Annotated in this window: 19 protein-coding genes; 8 read left to right on the top strand and 11 right to left on the bottom strand. The window is 44.5% G+C overall.

Annotated elements, in window-relative coordinates; all coding sequences use genetic code 11:
* The first annotated feature begins 16 nt into the window (after nucleotides 1–16).
* The 7 genes from IRJ18_RS18700 (at nucleotide 17) to IRJ18_RS18670 (ending at nucleotide 5911) form a co-directional block, all read left to right on the top strand.
* On the top strand, nucleotides 17–1462 hold the full coding sequence (locus IRJ18_RS18700; RefSeq protein ID WP_194107808.1) for a RagB/SusD family nutrient uptake outer membrane protein: 1446 nt from the start codon (nucleotides 17–19) through the stop codon (nucleotides 1460–1462).
* A 29-nt stretch (nucleotides 1463–1491) separates the two neighbouring features.
* Nucleotides 1492–2271 (top strand): phytanoyl-CoA dioxygenase family protein, encoded by a 780-nt coding sequence (locus IRJ18_RS18695; protein ID WP_194107807.1) that lies wholly within the window; start codon nucleotides 1492–1494, stop codon nucleotides 2269–2271.
* A gap of 64 nt (nucleotides 2272–2335) precedes the next feature.
* A complete protein-coding gene (locus IRJ18_RS18690) occupies nucleotides 2336–3271 on the top strand; it encodes a dihydrodipicolinate synthase family protein (RefSeq protein ID WP_194107806.1) in 936 nt (311 codons plus the stop codon).
* Nucleotides 3271–4224, top strand: coding sequence for a 6-bladed beta-propeller (locus tag IRJ18_RS18685; RefSeq protein WP_194107805.1), 954 nt, complete (start codon nucleotides 3271–3273; stop codon nucleotides 4222–4224). The genes IRJ18_RS18690 and IRJ18_RS18685 overlap by 1 nt, the downstream gene beginning before the upstream one ends.
* A gap of 118 nt (nucleotides 4225–4342) precedes the next feature.
* On the top strand, nucleotides 4343–4678 hold the full coding sequence (locus IRJ18_RS18680; protein WP_194107804.1) for an ArsR/SmtB family transcription factor: 336 nt from the start codon (nucleotides 4343–4345) through the stop codon (nucleotides 4676–4678).
* The gene (locus IRJ18_RS18675; RefSeq protein WP_194107803.1) at nucleotides 4668–5120 is read left to right on the top strand and encodes an SRPBCC family protein; all 453 of its coding nucleotides are present in this window, start codon (nucleotides 4668–4670) and stop codon (nucleotides 5118–5120) included. The genes IRJ18_RS18680 and IRJ18_RS18675 overlap by 11 nt, the downstream gene beginning before the upstream one ends.
* Nucleotides 5121–5131: 11 nt before the next feature.
* Nucleotides 5132–5911 (top strand): alpha/beta fold hydrolase, encoded by a 780-nt coding sequence (locus IRJ18_RS18670; RefSeq protein ID WP_194107802.1) that lies wholly within the window; start codon nucleotides 5132–5134, stop codon nucleotides 5909–5911.
* A gap of 9 nt (nucleotides 5912–5920) precedes the next feature.
* Here the strand turns inward: IRJ18_RS18670 and IRJ18_RS18665 are convergent, their stop codons facing one another.
* From IRJ18_RS18665 to IRJ18_RS18645, 5 genes are read right to left on the bottom strand one after another with little or no spacing between them, the layout of a single operon-like run.
* A complete protein-coding gene (locus IRJ18_RS18665; RefSeq protein WP_194107801.1) occupies nucleotides 5921–6577 on the bottom strand; it encodes a metallophosphoesterase family protein in 657 nt (218 codons plus the stop codon).
* Nucleotides 6574–7230: an aquaporin gene (locus IRJ18_RS18660; protein ID WP_194107800.1), complete on the bottom strand. Its 657-nt coding sequence runs from the start codon at nucleotides 7228–7230 to the stop codon at nucleotides 6574–6576. The genes IRJ18_RS18665 and IRJ18_RS18660 overlap by 4 nt, the downstream gene beginning before the upstream one ends.
* Nucleotides 7227–7643, bottom strand: a complete 417-nt coding sequence (locus tag IRJ18_RS18655) for an arsenate reductase ArsC (RefSeq protein WP_194107799.1) — start codon at nucleotides 7641–7643, stop codon at nucleotides 7227–7229. Before IRJ18_RS18655 ends, IRJ18_RS18660 begins: the two co-directional genes overlap by 4 nt.
* 10 nt (nucleotides 7644–7653) lie before the next feature.
* Nucleotides 7654–8220 carry a DUF6428 family protein gene (locus IRJ18_RS18650; RefSeq protein WP_194107798.1) on the bottom strand — a complete coding sequence of 189 codons (567 nt, stop codon included), beginning with the start codon at nucleotides 8218–8220 and terminating at the stop codon, nucleotides 7654–7656.
* 48 nt (nucleotides 8221–8268) lie between these two features.
* Nucleotides 8269–8598, bottom strand: a complete 330-nt coding sequence (locus IRJ18_RS18645; protein WP_194107797.1) for an ArsR/SmtB family transcription factor — start codon at nucleotides 8596–8598, stop codon at nucleotides 8269–8271.
* 169 nt (nucleotides 8599–8767) lie between these two features.
* Here IRJ18_RS18645 and IRJ18_RS18640 point away from each other — a divergent pair, with 169 nt between their 5' ends.
* Nucleotides 8768–9526 (top strand): hypothetical protein, encoded by a 759-nt coding sequence (locus IRJ18_RS18640; protein ID WP_194107796.1) that lies wholly within the window; start codon nucleotides 8768–8770, stop codon nucleotides 9524–9526.
* 85 nt (nucleotides 9527–9611) lie between these two features.
* Here IRJ18_RS18640 and IRJ18_RS18635 read toward each other — a convergent pair whose 3' ends face one another.
* From IRJ18_RS18635 to IRJ18_RS18610, 6 genes are all read right to left on the bottom strand, one after another.
* The gene (locus IRJ18_RS18635) at nucleotides 9612–10862 is read right to left on the bottom strand and encodes an MFS transporter (RefSeq protein WP_194107795.1); all 1251 of its coding nucleotides are present in this window, start codon (nucleotides 10860–10862) and stop codon (nucleotides 9612–9614) included.
* A 1-nt stretch (nucleotide 10863) separates the two neighbouring features.
* A complete protein-coding gene (locus IRJ18_RS18630) occupies nucleotides 10864–11952 on the bottom strand; it encodes a Kelch repeat-containing protein (RefSeq protein ID WP_228072950.1) in 1089 nt (362 codons plus the stop codon).
* A 25-nt stretch (nucleotides 11953–11977) separates the two neighbouring features.
* Nucleotides 11978–12913 (bottom strand): dihydrodipicolinate synthase family protein, encoded by a 936-nt coding sequence (locus IRJ18_RS18625; RefSeq protein WP_194107794.1) that lies wholly within the window; start codon nucleotides 12911–12913, stop codon nucleotides 11978–11980.
* A gap of 230 nt (nucleotides 12914–13143) precedes the next feature.
* Nucleotides 13144–13851: a FadR/GntR family transcriptional regulator gene (locus tag IRJ18_RS18620; RefSeq protein WP_194107793.1), complete on the bottom strand. Its 708-nt coding sequence runs from the start codon at nucleotides 13849–13851 to the stop codon at nucleotides 13144–13146.
* Between the two features lie 95 nt (nucleotides 13852–13946).
* Nucleotides 13947–15500: a rhamnogalacturonidase gene (locus tag IRJ18_RS18615; protein WP_194107792.1), complete on the bottom strand. Its 1554-nt coding sequence runs from the start codon at nucleotides 15498–15500 to the stop codon at nucleotides 13947–13949.
* A 100-nt stretch (nucleotides 15501–15600) separates the two neighbouring features.
* Nucleotides 15601–15957 carry a glyoxalase superfamily protein gene (locus IRJ18_RS18610; protein WP_194107791.1) on the bottom strand — a complete coding sequence of 119 codons (357 nt, stop codon included), beginning with the start codon at nucleotides 15955–15957 and terminating at the stop codon, nucleotides 15601–15603.
* Between the last annotated feature and the right edge of the window lie 96 nt (nucleotides 15958–16053).

Here is a 16053-nt window from a genome sequence, read left to right as displayed (position 1 = left end):
TAATAGCATCATGAAAATGAAAAAGATATTTATAGCAGCAAGCCTGGTGGCTTTAATGCTTACAGGTTTAACTTCCTGCAAAAAGTTATTAGATGTTACACCGCAATCGCAAATAACCGGGCAGGTGTATTTTAAAAACGAAAGCGATTTTGAGCCGTATGTTATAGGCACCTATACTTCTATCCGTGCTTTCGCCAACTCAATTACCTATGGCGAAGAACGCAGCGAGGAACTGATACAGGGGCCGAACTCGCGCCTGTCTACAGTGTGGGCGCAGCAATTAACGCCAACCGTTAATACGCTAAACTATAACGGGCAATACAAAGCCATTGGCGCCTGTAATTTATTGTTAGCACAAATAGAGCCGTTCGCATTCTCGAACGCTGCACTTAAAAACAGGCTGAAAGCCGAGACCCTGTGCCAGCGCGCTTACACTTATTTTTTCCTGGTGCGTGTAATTGGCGATACACCCTTAATGTTGGACCCGATCACGGACGACAACGTGCCATTGCTGCCACGCGCCAAGGCTACGGATGTATTGAAACAAATATTTACCGACCTCGATCTGGCCATCAGCCTGTTTCCGGAGAAAACCTATGTAAACAAATACCGCTTCTCGTACGGCGCGGCCCAGGCTTTAAAGGCCGAAGCCAAATTGTGGAGCGCTAAAGTAAATGGTGGCGGCGACGCGGCTTTGAACGATGCTATTGCTGCCGCGCAGGCTGTTGAAACAACCGGCGTAAGCTTGCTATCCAACTTTGGTGCTATAACAACTACCCGCGCCAATGCCGAGGTAATTATGGCGGCCTATTACCAGCGCGATGAAACCGGGTCAAACTATGGTGTCAATGCGTTGCCTTTCCTTGCTACTGTGCAGGGGGCAGCCAACCTGGATAGTATCCCTTATTGCCTTACTTCTACCTACGGGCAAAGCGGGTATGAGATCAGTTTGAAAAGCCGCCAGTTGTTCAGCGGTTTAACAAGCGATAAGCGTGTGCCCTTTACCTTTATTATTGAGCGCCAGGGTACCGTTCAAAAGAATTTCTGGGTAACCAAATTGCCCGGCAATAAATACACCGACGACCGGGTATCCGACAACGATATTATTATGTGGCGCCTGGCCGATGTTTATTTGATGGAAGCCGAAGCTTATGCCGCACTGAACAATACCACCCAGGCCATTTCCTATCTTAACAAGGTACGCGTGCGTGCAGGCAATGGCAATTATACCGGCGCTACTGATAAAGCTTCGGTTGAACTGGAAATATTTAAAGAGCGGGGGCGCGAAATGTTTTATGAGAACAAGCGCTGGTATGATATTGTACGCTTCCATTTTGGCGGCACCATAAACGCTTATACCTATGTACCAAATCTGGTGGGCAAAACAACGCCGCTGTTCTGGCCGCTATCGGCTACTGTATTGGCGGCAAACCCCAACCTGGTACAAACCCCCGGATATTAATTGAAATTGATAATTAAATATAATGCAGTATGAAAAAGGAAGAGATGTTTAACTATAAAAAGTTAACAGCTGAGGAACTGAAACAATTTAATGATGAAGGCTTCCTGGTACTTAAAGGCGTATTAAAACCCCAAGGGCTGGAGCAGATGCGTAAAGAATGTATGGCAGCTTGGGCAAAGGAAAAAGAAGCATTTGACCCTAATAAAAGCTGGCTGCAAAACTCGCTGCTGGTAAATATACACCACCAGGCGCCAACCGTACGCGATTATTATTTTGATGGCCCAATGGTAGATATTGCTACCCAGTTAATTGGCCCCAATGTAAAAGGCGCTACATCACAGCTTACTTTTAAAATGAAGGGAAATACCAAACCTTTTGGTTGGCACCAGGATAACGGTTATGGCGAATTAGAGCCTTACAATGCTTTAACCACCCTTACCGCGCTTGATGATACCGACCGGGGCAATGGCTGCCTTTGGTTAATACCAGGCAGCCATAAGCAAGGCCAGATAAGGGTGCAGCAAAGCGAGGAACAAAAGAAAAGCCAGTCGGAAATTGTAGTGGAGGCTGATGATAACCTGGCCGTGCCAATGGAAATGAAAGCTGGCGACGCGCTGATATTCAATTGCTGGATGCTGCATAAATCTGACGGGAACTACTCTACCGACCGCGACAGGCGTATCTTGTTTTTGCGCTATGCCGATGCCGACGCTATTGAAGTTTATAATAACGGCAGGCCGCGCTTGGGTAAACTGGTGAGGGGGAATAGTAAATTTGATGAAGTAAAACAGTTCGAGTCGGACATTTAATAACTATATTATTACCAGCGGTTTGATAATGCTGGTAAAGCTTATTTATACTAAACACATATACATGAAAATACAAGGGATTGTTGCAGCCACATTTGCAGCCTTTCATAACGATGGTTCGCTTAATACGGATATTATACCAACACTGGTAGATAAATTGATAGCTGATGGGGTTTCGGGGGTTTATATATGCGGTACTAATGGCGAAGGCCCCAATATGACGGTTGAAGAGCGTATGGCTATTGCCGAAGCTTATGTTAAGGCGGCTAATAAACGGGTACTGGTGTTGGTGCACGTTGGGCATACCTCTATCCGCGAAAGCCGAAAACTTGCTGCACATGCTGCGCAGATAGGCGCTGATGCTATTTCGTCGGTAGCGGCGTTTTACTTTAAACCGGTATCGGTACAAAATCTGGTAGATTGCATGGCCGAAATTGCCTCGGCTGCGCCCCAATTGCCATTCTATTATTACCACATGCCTGCTTTAACAGGTGTAGGGATGGATATGGTGGAGTTTTTGGCCCTGGGCGAAAAAAAGATCCCTAATCTGGCCGGTATTAAATATACCGCATCAACCCTGCACGAATATCAGGCTTGCCTTAATTTTAAGGACGGCAAGTTTGAAGTATTGTTTGGGTATGATGAGATGCTGCTGCCTGCCCTGGTTGTTGGGGCCATAGGCGCCATTGGAAGCACCTATACCTTTGCCGCACCGGTTTATCTGGATATCATTAAAAACTACCGTGAAGGAAATGTAGATGAGGCCCGACAGTTACAGGCCAAAGTTGTCGACTTTATCCGGTGCATTATCAAACATCCGTCCATTGCCGCGCAACGGGCCATTATGAAAATGCTGGGTGTGGATATGGGCAACCCCCGCTTGCCATTAACTTCCTTATCGGATGCTGCTTACCAGCAGTTACAGAACGATTTGAATGATGTCGGTTTTTTCCGATTATTGGCAGATCATTCACAACATAAAACCGTAGCCGCCAATTAATGCAGCATCATAATATTATCGGTCACAATAATTTTAAATACAAGGTAAATGCTGCCTGGGGTATCCCTCCCGGGCAGCAATACCCGGTAAACGATTGCCATGAAATGGTGATGAGTAAAACCGGGCTGCTTTATATGCTGACCAACGAAACACACAACAATATATTAGTTTATAATAAGGACGGGCAGGTTAAAAGTAGCTGGGGCCATACTTATCCCGGCGGCCACGGGCTGACATTAAGCAATGAGGGCGGCGATGAGTTTCTTTACATTACCGATACCGTGCGCCACCAGGTGATCAAGACCACACTTATGGGCGATGAATTGCTGGTACTGGATTATCCTAAAGAAATACCCCTATATACAGCTGCCGATGAATATAAGCCTACCGAGACTGCCATAGCCCTTAATGGCGATATTTACGTAACCGATGGCTACGGACATCAGTTTGTTATTCAATATGATAGCAAAGGCAATTATATCCGCCATTGGGGAGGCCGGGGAAATGAGGCTGATCAATTTGATTGCGTGCATGGCATAGCCATTGATAACCGCGGCGCAGAACCTGCATTACTCATCACATCACGCAATCACAATGCTTTGAAATGCTTTACTATGGACGGAAAATATTTAAGCACCATCCACTTGCCCGGCTCTTTTATTTGCCGGCCTGTTATAAATGGTAAAAACGTTTATGGCGCGGTTTTTCGCTCGGGCACTAACATGAATTTCGGATCAGGATATATTACTATTCTCGACGAAAACAACAAGGTAGTATCCACACCCGGCGGTACTGAACCAGTTTACATGGATGGTGTTTTACAAACTCAATCTAAAGGCGACGATACCTTTGTTCACCCGCATGATGTTTGTGTGGACGAGAACGAAAACCTATACGTTCCGCAATGGAACTCGGGTAAAACCTATCCGGTAATGTTGGAGCGGGTGAAGTAATTAGCGTATCAAATTCTCTCAGTCAATAATCGTTTTCACAAACAAGAAATAAATTTTACATACACTATTGCGCAAGTAAATACTTGCATGTATATTTGCAAGCAATTACTTGCATATTATGAAAGCCAGGCGCGATGTATACCAGGCCATAGCCGACCCAACACGAAGAGCAATCATCAGCATGATTGCTGCTGAGCCCCACAATGTAAACACTATTGCCGAAAAATTTGATGTTACCCGGCAAGCGATATCGCTGCATATTAAAATTTTAACTGATTGCGGCCTGCTTGCTGTGAAACAACGCGGCCGTGACAGATTTTGTGAAGCCCGGTTAGACCGCCTGAGCGAAGTGGCGGCTTTTGTAGATCAGTACCGTCAACACTGGGAAAACAAATTGGATAGTTTAGAAACCTATTTAGATAAACTTAAAAAAGAAAGAAACCATGGAAAATAACACAAAAGACAGGGAACTGCTGATAACCCGGACACTTAACGCGCCGGTTGAACTGGTTTGGGAAGTATGGAGCAAGGCTGAACATATTGCACAATGGTGGGGCCCAAATGGTTTTACAAATACCATAACCAAAATGGACTTTACACCAGGCGGCGAGTGGGACCTGGTAATGCATGGTCCCGATGGGACCGACTATAAAAATAAAAGCGTTTTTACCCAAATAATCCCATTCAAAAAGATAGTTTATGAGCACGTATCATCGCCAAAATTTGTAGCTACTATTACATTTGAAGCGCAGGGTGAACAAACCTTAATTAACTGGCATATGCTGTTTGAAACAGCGGAGCAATTTATTCAGGTGGTAAAAACATTTAAGGCAGATGAAGGCTTAAAACAAAACCTGGAAAAACTGGACACATACTTAATTGGGTTTAAAAGCTAACTTAACTACTTATGGAAAAGCAACAAACAACAGGGCATGCGCCGGTTAATGGTATCAGCATGTATTACGAGATACATGGCGAAGGCGATATGCCTTTGGTATTGATACACGGTGGTGGGTCGACCATTGAAACAACCTTTGGCGAAATTTTGCCCATGCTGACATTGAACCACAAGGTAATTGCGGTTGAATTACAAGCCCACGGCCGCACAACCGACAGGGATACTCCAGAAACATTTGAACAGGATGCCGATGATGTTGCGGGGTTATTGAACTACCTGGGTGTTACCAGCGCCAATATTATAGGCTTTAGCAATGGTGGTACAACTACCTTGCTCCTGGCCAATAAATATGCTCAACTAGTGCATAAAATAGTAGTAATTGCGGGTGCTTATAAACGGGATGGCTTCTTCCCGGGATTTTTTGACTTTATGCCAAACGCTACTATAGACAATATGCCCGAAGCACTAAAAACAGCTTATTTAAAAGTAACCCCCAGCCAGGATGGCTTGTTGAATATGTTTAACAAGGATAAAGCACGCATGGTAAACTTTAAAGATTATAGCCATGATTTGCTAAAGAGCATAAAGGCTAAAACCTTGTTTATGGTTGCCGATAAAGACGTAATATCGGTTGAGCATACCCTGCAAATGTCGCGTTTGGTAGAAGGTGCGCAATTAGTTGTACTACCTGGTACCCATGGCGCGTTTATTGGCGAGGCCGGAACCGCTATACCTGGCAGTAAGTTACCGGGGATAACGGTTGAATTAATAAATGATTTTTTAACTTAACTGTAAAGCTTAATACGCCTTGCGTAAATGATCGGCCAGTTCATCCGGCAAAGGGCTGGCTTCAATCGCCTGCGCGGCTTTTTCTACATCATAAACAAAACGTATAAAATCTACCTTAATATCGTCTTCAATATTCAATAAAACATAGCAGCCCATTGGGTTACCATCTTTGGGTTTACCAACGGAGCCGATATTTATTACATGCTTGTTAGCAATAATGCGATGATAGGGCAAATGCGAATGACCAACGCAAAGCACGTCTGCTTTGGCTTCATTCATCATTTCTATTACATCGCCTTCATTCATGTCTTCCAGCACATACTCGATAATGCTGCGGGTACTGCCATGCGCCAATACAATATTCAAGTGCGTATGCTTGCGCTGATGTTCCAGTTTAATATGTGCAGGAAGTGTATTTAAATAGGTGCGGTTATGTGCCGAAACCAGTTCATAAGCATAACCTTTGGTCTTTTGGTCATGGTTGCCCGCTAACGTAGCTATGCGCCGCCTGCGTATTTCCGAAATGATCTCATTAGGCCAGATGTTATAACCGATCAGATCACCTAAACAATATACAGCGTCGGGGTTACGGCTATCCATATCGGCCAAAAAAGCTTCAAAAGCGGGCAGGTTGGCGTGTATATCAGAAAAAAGCGCGACTTTCATGATCTATTCGAAGTTTCACTGGTTAAATATTTCCACACGGGTATAGCGGTGACGGCGCCAAGTGGCGTAGCCAGCAGGTACACCCAAATATTTTCAAGGTGCCCGGAAACAAGCGCAGGTGCGAACGATCGGGCGGGGTTCATAGATGCGCCACATATTGGTCCTGCAAACATCGCCTCAAGCAATACAACGGAGCCAATGGCTAAACCTGCCATAATACCTTGTTCTTTACTACCTGTAGCGACGTGGATAATTACGAGCATAAGGAAAAAAGTAAGGAGAGCCTCGAGTATAAATGACTGCATGGCGGTACCTGCCGGAAGCGTTGCCCCAAGTAGTTCATTACCAGGGAACAGGAAGCGGAGTACGAGGCTTGCCATAATAGCGCCACCAAACTGGCTGATGATATAAGGCAACAGTTCCCTTACCGGGAAACGCTTCGCTACAGTAAACGCGATGCTGACCGCAGGATTCATATGCGCGCCGGAAACATTGCCCAATGCATAGATCAAACTCATCACAACCAGTCCCCAGGTAACCGCTACACCCACGTGCGTAACCGCTCCGCCGGTTTGCTGGTCTATGATCATTGCGCCTGTCCCGCAAAACACCATAATGAACGTACCGAGAAATTCAGCAAGGTACTTTCTCATTTTAAATGTTCTTGTACAAAATCGCGGGCGTAGGTTTTTATCATATCCCGCACACGGCGAAACTCGTTCATGATCTCCTCGGGTGTTCCGGTTGCCTTAGCTGGGTCGGGAAAATTATAATGGAAGCGTTGTACATTGCCCGGAAAGTAGGGGCAAGCTTCGTTAGCGTTATCACAAACGGTTATCACCATATCAAACGGAATGTGCAGATACTCGTTAACATTGTTGGAGGTGTGTTTGGATATATCTATCCCATCCTCGGCCATTACTTGTATGGCTTTAGGGTTCACGCCATGGGTTTCAATCCCCGCACTGTAAATATTTGCTCTATTGCCGGCAAAATAACGCAGGTAACCTTCGGCCAGCTGGCTACGGCAACTGTTACCGGTACATAGTACTAATATATTTTTCATCACGTTTAATTTAGCAGCAGCCACCGCCCGGTGTACAACAGGCATCAGCAGCAACGGCAAGGTTTATTAATTGTTTTTTTGGTTTTTCGGTGGCAGGAGTACAGCATTCCTCGCCTTTATCATTAGTACCGCAACTACCTCCGCGGCTAATAGCTTTACATTGTACGGCATCCGGGCGCAAATCAATAACCAGGTTTTCGCCGTCAATGATCATTTCATTCGGGAACATCTGGCGGGTATCGAATTCGGAGTTGCCAAATTCTATTTTAACTGTACCCTCCGCATCAAGCGGCAGCATTTTTTCTACAATATCAATTATTGATAGCGCTTTACTTACTTTCATAGCGCGGTACTGCCCGGCTTGCTCAGGTACCCACAGTTGCATGATGATCTCGGTCCACTTATTCATCACCCCGCCGCAATCCACCGATGTGATGGGCGCTTGCTTAATTTCGGTAATATGGTACGATGCATCCACCAACTTATTTTCCGCATACCTGAATTGCAGATCGAGATGGGGATGTTGCAGCAGCATTTGCTTAAATGCCCCCCACTTTATTGCTTCTATGTTATTCATGATCCCTTTATTTAATTGTAATATTACGATATATTAATTCAAAAAATTTTAGCGGCAGTTGGTCTTTAATTGATAATCAGAAAAGAAAGCATTTAGTTCCTTGCCTAATTTGCCCCATACCGTTGGGTTTATGCAATAACAAACGCTCACGCCTTCAATGGTACCCTGTATCAATCCGGCATTTTTCAGTTCTTTTAAATGTTGTGATATAGTTGCCTGCGCAAGTCCTAATTCGTCTACCAGGTCGCCGCAAATGCAGGCATTGGCCTTCATAATTTGCTGCAGAATAGCAATGCGTGCCGGGTGCGCAATTGCCTTCAGCATAATGGCCAGCTGGTTTTGCTCGTCGGTAAATATTTCGGTTTTAGTGGTGCCCATATATTAATCGCAATAATACGATTAATATTTGAAATGCAAATTATTTCTTACAAATAATTATCGCGGGGTTAATAAAATCCCCGCTTTGATTTCCGTCGTACATACCATTAGTTAAAAATAAAACGTTTAAGCTTTTATTAACCTGTTTTATTCACTATCAAAAATCACTATGAAAAAAGCAACATTAATCCTTTTTACCATTGCCATAGTAGGCGGTGCAATAACTACGGCAAACGCGCAATCAACACCCGGCGATGGTTGGTTTAAGCGTAACGTTGCCGGGGCTTTCCAAATTCAAGGCACTTATCGTGAAAGCAAACTTGGTCAGCTAAACGATATTTTAGCTAAAAACAACCTGGCCCCCTTATCCGATAACAATTATTGGTTAAACCTTTCTATGAGCCATATTCATAAAAACTGGCTGTTTGAGGACGGCCTTGGGGGAACCTTTACTTCTGCATCAAAAAACCCTAATAATTTTAAAGTACTTTATAACCAGTTCCAGCTTTATACCAGGGCCGGTTACAATCTTTCAAAAAGCGTAAACTACCGGCTATATCCGTTTTTGGGCCTCAACCTTTCACAAGCCATGCTGCGTATACAGGATAACCCGCGTACACAAAGCACTTCCGATTTTTCAAGCGAGCTGTTGAACAGCACATCCAGTAAAACTTTATGGAATCCGCGCTTTGGATTGGAATTGGGCGGCGGTTTCGATTACATTATCAAACTAAAAGAAAAACAAATGGACTGCTATACCATTCAGCGCAATATTCCAATTGGTTTCCGCATCGGTTATTATTTACAGGTTACCGACAGCAACTGGAAAATTGACGATAATTATAATTTAAATAACGGACCGAACAATAAACAGAGCAACATTTTTGTATCGCTTAACATTGGTTTGGGTTACGCCGTGAAGAAATAAGCGATCGGTTATTCAAAGATAAAAATCCGGTGGTTTTACCGGATTTTTATCTCTTATTATTCATTTTTATTTATTCTTATTCGTTTTATTCCTGTTTTACCTTCATCCGTAATAACGACCACGCCGCTACGATCATCAACACCGCCGAGCCCTGGTAAATGATGGAAAGGCTGATATGGGCATCCATTAACCGGCCGCCAACATATACCATCACCCCGCCAATAATGGTACTTAAAAAATTAAGAAAGCCGTAACCTGTGGCAATATATTTCCCGTCAATTACCTGGCATAAAACCGGCATCAGGTTACTGTCATTCACCCCGCGGGCCAAGCCATACACCATCATGGCCACTATGGCTATCCAAAACACTGTAGTTGATGCCATCAGGAATAGAAAAGGCGCGCCCAAACTAAAGCCTATGATAATCAGATAAATTCGGCTTCGTTTATTGCTGCGGTACCATCTGTCGGCCAGTATACCGCCCAGCAATACCCCAATAAAAGAACCTATTTGCACATAACCCGTGGCGGAAAGGCCCGCTTTGCCAATATCCAATGTAAAATGTTCTTTCAGGAAAGTTGGCAGCCAGCCATAGATCATCCAGTTAACAATACCCAGCACACAGAAATAGAATAACAATACCAGGAACGATTTTTCTGACACCAGCATGCGGATAGTTTGGAACAGGCCTAAGCGTTTTTCTTCAACCCCGGGGTTATTTTCCGCTTCGGCAACATCTGTCAATTCGCTGCGTTTGTTATCCCGTAAAAAATAAATCAACACCAGGCCATAGACCACACCAAACAATCCTATCAATTGAAACCCGTAACGCCAACCCCATATTACCGAGATATACCCCCCAACTCCACCTAATGCCTGTCCGGCATATAAACCGCTCATATGCAGGCCTGTAGCCAGTGATCGCGTTTTGCCTTTGTGGTAATCGGCTATCATAGCCAACCCAGCGGGGATATAACAAGCCTCGCTGATACCCATAATTACCCGGGCTACCAGCATTTCAGGGAAGGAATGTACAAAGCCTGTCCAAAGTGTTACTGCCGACCAAACACATACGCTGAATACGATGATCTTTTTACGCCCATACTTATCAGCAAAGTACCCACCCAGCGGACTTAAAAACCCATACGACCATAAAAACACTGAAGTCAGTAGGCCAAATTGTGCATCGGTAAGTTTAAAATCGGCCACAATAGGGTCGCGCATGGATGCGATGAGGTTCCTATCGAAGTAATTCAGGAATGCTACCAGCCAAAGCAGGCCCACTATTGCCCAGGCATATAAATAGCCTGCTGGTTTTACAGTCTTTTCGGTCATATTATGGTTCAAGATTGTGTGAAAATTTTGCGGTTAATATCCGTGGCGTGCGCACGGCGGGGCGCACCTCGCCACCCGGAAATACGATCATCTCATGCCACATTACAGCTGTAGTGGTTACCGGCGCCCAGATGCTGCCATTTGGGTTTGTATCGGCATCCGGCTTTTTAGCGGTGTGGATAGTACCTGAAACCGACCATGTATCAGTATCGATATTATACTTCAATATTTTGTCAGAAAAGCCCGGATGGTTCTCCTTCAGATTAGCGGCATCATCGGCCAATTTTCCGTCATCCCCTCCGAAAATCAGCAACTCGTTTTTGTTAACAAAAATTGCCGGGCCCGGCGCGGCCACCACGGCATTTGGCAGGTCGGCAACGCGCGACCAGCCCTTGCCCGGAGTATATTTATAGGCATCATTAAGATAACGGCGATGTGCAGCACCGTTTTTGTCTTCCAGATCGGTGCCGCTAAAGAGGTAAAAAGTGTTGTTGGTTTGTCCCGCCACACTCAGCATCCGAGGCGGCCCAGGCCAGGTTTCCAGCTTTTGCCAGGATGATGTTTTAGGCGCACTTAAATTGAGCGACCAAAATATATTAGCAGTGCTTTTATCATCAGGGTGGAGTAAACCGCCTGCAATGTAAACGTTATGCCCCACCAACGTACCGCAAGCATTGGACAGTGGCTGCGGCAGGTCGGGCCATTTTTCTATTTCAATTTTGTTGTTCATATAGCTAATCGCATAAACAGTGCACAAATGCCCCCCGGTGTTACTGCCGCCAATGCATATCAATTTATCGTGATAGGAAATGGATACACCGTAACCCATGGGTTGTGGCAATTTCCCGGCTACCTTCCATATGCCGGTAGATTTATCCAGCACAAATATCTTGTCTGTCCATACCTTTTTTGAACCCGTCCACGGAGCGCCACCATCTGGAAAATTGGCACCTCCGGCTACGATCAACGCTCCGTGCGATGTCCCCGCAAATGATCCGGCAAAACCATGCTCATCAGGAATGGGGGGCAATTCGCCCCAATGTAAAATACTGTGAATTGGGCGCTCCTGCGCAAGGGTGGTTAACGACATAATTATACAAGCGATATATAATAAATTATACTTCATCAAAAAAATATGGGATCATTTGCCGCGCACGTTCACGAACGGCAGGAACTTCACTTTCGGGGATGCCTTTGTATGGCCATCTTAAACGCGTGCCAACCTGATACCAGCCGCCTACTGCTGCCAAAAACTTATCTAACGCCGGGTTGCTGTAACCCTGTTGTTGCAACGGTGCAATACATTCTTTAAAGAATGCCAGGATACTTTTCTCAATCTCCATCGCGGCGTTAATATCGGTATGCATCATTAGCCACCATTGCTGTGCCGCTTTAGGGTTAATACAGGCTACATTTGAATACGCGCCCGAGGCGATGCCGTTAGCCACACCAGTAGCTAAAAAGTGCCCAGGTACAAATATGGATAAGTGTGAAGCCCGCAGTTTCATTTCTTTCACCCACTCCCCATCGCGACTTAAAAGTTTAACGCCAATTATTTGCGGTACCTGTCGTATCAATTCATAATCTACAGGTTGCAATACCCGTTTAGCATGCGGCGGATTATATAATACCAGCGGTATATCGCCGGCAACATCCGCCATTGTATGCAGGTAGTCAAGCATTTCGCTATCGGTAACGGTTACCCAATCAGGGAGAATAATTTGTATAGCATCAGGTTTTAGCGCCACAGCCCGTTTCAATCGCTCTAAACTAATTATGGGTGATGGGTGGCTGGCGCCTATCTGGAAACGCATACCCGCCGCCAAACATTTTTCAGCCAGGATACTGTTTACTGTATCGTACTCTGTTTCTGTTTGATTGTAAAATTCGCCTGCCGTACCGTTTGAATAAATACCATCTACGCCAACAGCAATAAGCATAGCTATTTCTTCAGCCAGTTTTTGATAATTAAAAGTTTCATCATCATTTACCGGCAATAACAAGGTGGCCCAGTTACCTTTTAAATTATTAGCATTTAGTGTTTCTTTCATATATGAAGTTATGCCACTGGCAGGCATCAACATAGGTTTATATCACAAATTTAAATATAAAGTTGTTATGTAGTACATATTAATGCAATAAAATTGTTTGTATACAAAGAGTCCTTCTGAAAGAAGCATCTGGCACAATATCAATTAAGGAACCATGTAAATTCCATTACGTTCATTATGACAATGCGGGTATGCTTTTTTTTGTACAGGAAGGGTAGTAGAGGAAAAGGTTATGATTTCTTCTTCGCCAAGCTATCAAAATGTGGCTTCAAATGCTCGTACATGCCGGCTTTAAAGTCTTCTTTAGTACCGGTTTTTAGAATTTGTACAAGATCTTTATGGTTTACTTTGCCCACTTTGTACTCGTCCCTTTTCTCAAGGGTGGTTACATAGCCAAAAACAGGCATCAGCATTACCTGGAAGCGCTTAAGGGTGTTATTGCCGCTCATTTCATATAGTTTTCCGTGAAAAGCTATTTCATTCTTCACCCTGAATTTATTTTCACCTTCATGGCTTTCATCTTCGGCTATTTTTTCCAGTTCGGCAATATCTTTATCGGTTTTGCGCAGAAAAAGCAGATCGGCCAGTCCCATTTCCAACACCAGGCGCAATTCAAACAAATCCTGTAAAATATGGTCGTCAATAATCAGCGGGTCAAGCACACGTTCAAACGTACCTAATATATCCGGGCGGGCTAATATCATGCCGCGTTTTTTGCGGGTCTCTATCATACCCAGCATGCGCAACCGGCTTAAAGCTTCGCGCACCACATTGCGGCTAACCCCCAATGCGGCAACCAATTCCATTTCTTTGGGCAGGGCATCGCCGGGCTTAAATGATTTTTTTTTGAAGAATTCACGCAGCCGAAGCTCTACTATATCGGCCATGGTCTCGGTCGAGATACGCTCCAGGTCCTTGCTTAAATTATCTACGTCCATATTAGTGTAATCGCAATCACAATAATACAGAATTAATATGTAGAACAAAAGCAAATGTTACTTACTGTACAAAATGGGATGTGTTTTATATTTGATCACTGAATTTCTTTCTTACTTATAGTACCGAGTTTGGTATTGGCGATATTGATACTATTGAAAATATTAAGATTAGTTACGTTGTGTAGCACGAAAGAAGGCACATCTTTTACTTTTTGTGCACGGATGTGCTGAAAATCGGCACCTGTGACATTGTCCAGCATAAACGGCGGGCGTTGGTCTTCGTTAATGTAGCTTACTTCCACATCGTTCATTTTTAAATCGGTAACGTTGCGGATGAAAAAACCATAGCTTGGCAGCACACCAAAGCGGGCAGGTTCGGGATATTCCTTTTCTAACCCCGGCACTTCCCGTTGCGTTTGCTCTTTAGTACCCCCACCGCGATAATAAATGTGGATGTTGCTCAACCTGATATCCTCGATATCATGCCCAGGTATACCGCTGATAATAGCCGACTGCCGCGGGTCGACATTATAAGCCATAATGTTGCTGATAATAATGCGGCGGCAAACCCCTACCGGCGTGCCTTCTGGGCCGCGCATGCGGGCACCCAGGCGTACAAATATGGGAGCATTTACAATATCGCGCATGGTAATGTTGGTGATGGTTACATCTTCTAAAATAGCGCCATCTACAGTTTCCAATGCCAGGCCGCGGCAGTAAACAAATACGCAATTGGAGATGGTAATATTTTTAAACCCACCGTTTGATTCGGTGCCGAATTTAATGCGCCCGGTGGGGCCGCCGCCATTATCGGCTATGCGCTGGTCTTTACGCTGAAAAGTACCATCTAAAAACGAGCCTTCATTAAAACCGCTAACCTGGCAATTGGTGATGGTTACATTTTCAGTGGCCCTGCCGGTATTTAAACCGTAGCTGCTTTTCAGGCAAATGCCGTCATCGTTAGGTGAGTTTACGCTGCAGTTTGATACGCGCACATTCTGGCAGCAATCTATATCCATGCCATCGCGGTTGGTATCCATTTTTACGTTATCAATGGTCATGTTATCGGCACCGGTAGCCAATATACCAAACCAGCCCCCGTGCAAAATAGAAACATCGCGGATGATGATATTGCGGCACATATATAAGGCAATGGATTTGTTAGGGCTCTTATCTTCTTCACCCTTCATTTTATCAATTTTATTACTGCGCGATAACCCCTTGCCCCAAATAGTGCCCGGCCCTAATATGGAAACATCGTGCAGGTGTTCGCCCCATATCAGGCTGTTGTGCCAGTGGCGGTGGCCAAAGTCCTCGTATTCGTTAGTCACAATTTTTTCAGGTTCATCATAGCCTGCTTCGGGTGTAAAATCGGCAGCGATTATGGTCGCACCCTGATCGATATATAACGAAATATTGCTTTTTAAATGAATGGAGCCGCTTAAATAACTGCCAGCCGGGAAGTATACGGTACCACCGCCGTGTTCGGCGGCCGCATCAATGGCTTTGTTAATGCCTTTGGTGTCGATGGTTTTGCCATCGCCTTTAGCGCCATATTCGGTTACGTTATAATCGGTTTTTGTACCCGGCCGCGCAAATGCGCCAATAGCAAAAGTGCAGGCCAAAGCCATAGCAGCAATATTTTTCATTTTCATAAGATAGGGGGTTAGCTGGCTAAATTTCAGAAAAAATTTCCCGTAATTGTCATTGTAACAATTATAATATCCTTTGCAGATATTTAAAGGCGTGTTAATCGCAGTCTATTCCATGCCCAAACCTGATGATATGCCCGTCCGGGTCTTTCACCAGCATTTCGCGCACATACCAGGGCTTATCATCGGGCAAAGAAAGTATGGTTGCGCCACGGGCTTTAATGTCTTCATAAAATTCGTCTACGTTCTCAACAAATACCGAAAGCCATGTGCCGGGGGTGCCCTGGTTGGTTTCGCAAAAAAATATCTGTACCTCATCCCTAACCACTCCGCCGAAATCGGGCGGGTTGCCCCATTCCCATTTTTCGGTAAATCCCAGTTTTTCAGTATAATATTCCAGACTTTTCTGCACATCGGTCGAATAAAGTATGGGGACTGCTTTCTCAAATTTCATAGTTGTAGTTTTATTTCTTAAAAATTGCAATTAATTAGATTGGCTTTCAAATTTATACTGATAACACTTACCAGCTTAATAAATATATAAAACAAT

Source organism: Mucilaginibacter boryungensis (assembly GCF_015221995.1).
Taxonomy (GTDB): Bacteria; Bacteroidota; Bacteroidia; order Sphingobacteriales; family Sphingobacteriaceae; genus Mucilaginibacter; species Mucilaginibacter boryungensis.
Note: the sequence above shows the minus strand (reverse complement) of the source record. Positions and strands in the feature narration are given on the sequence as shown.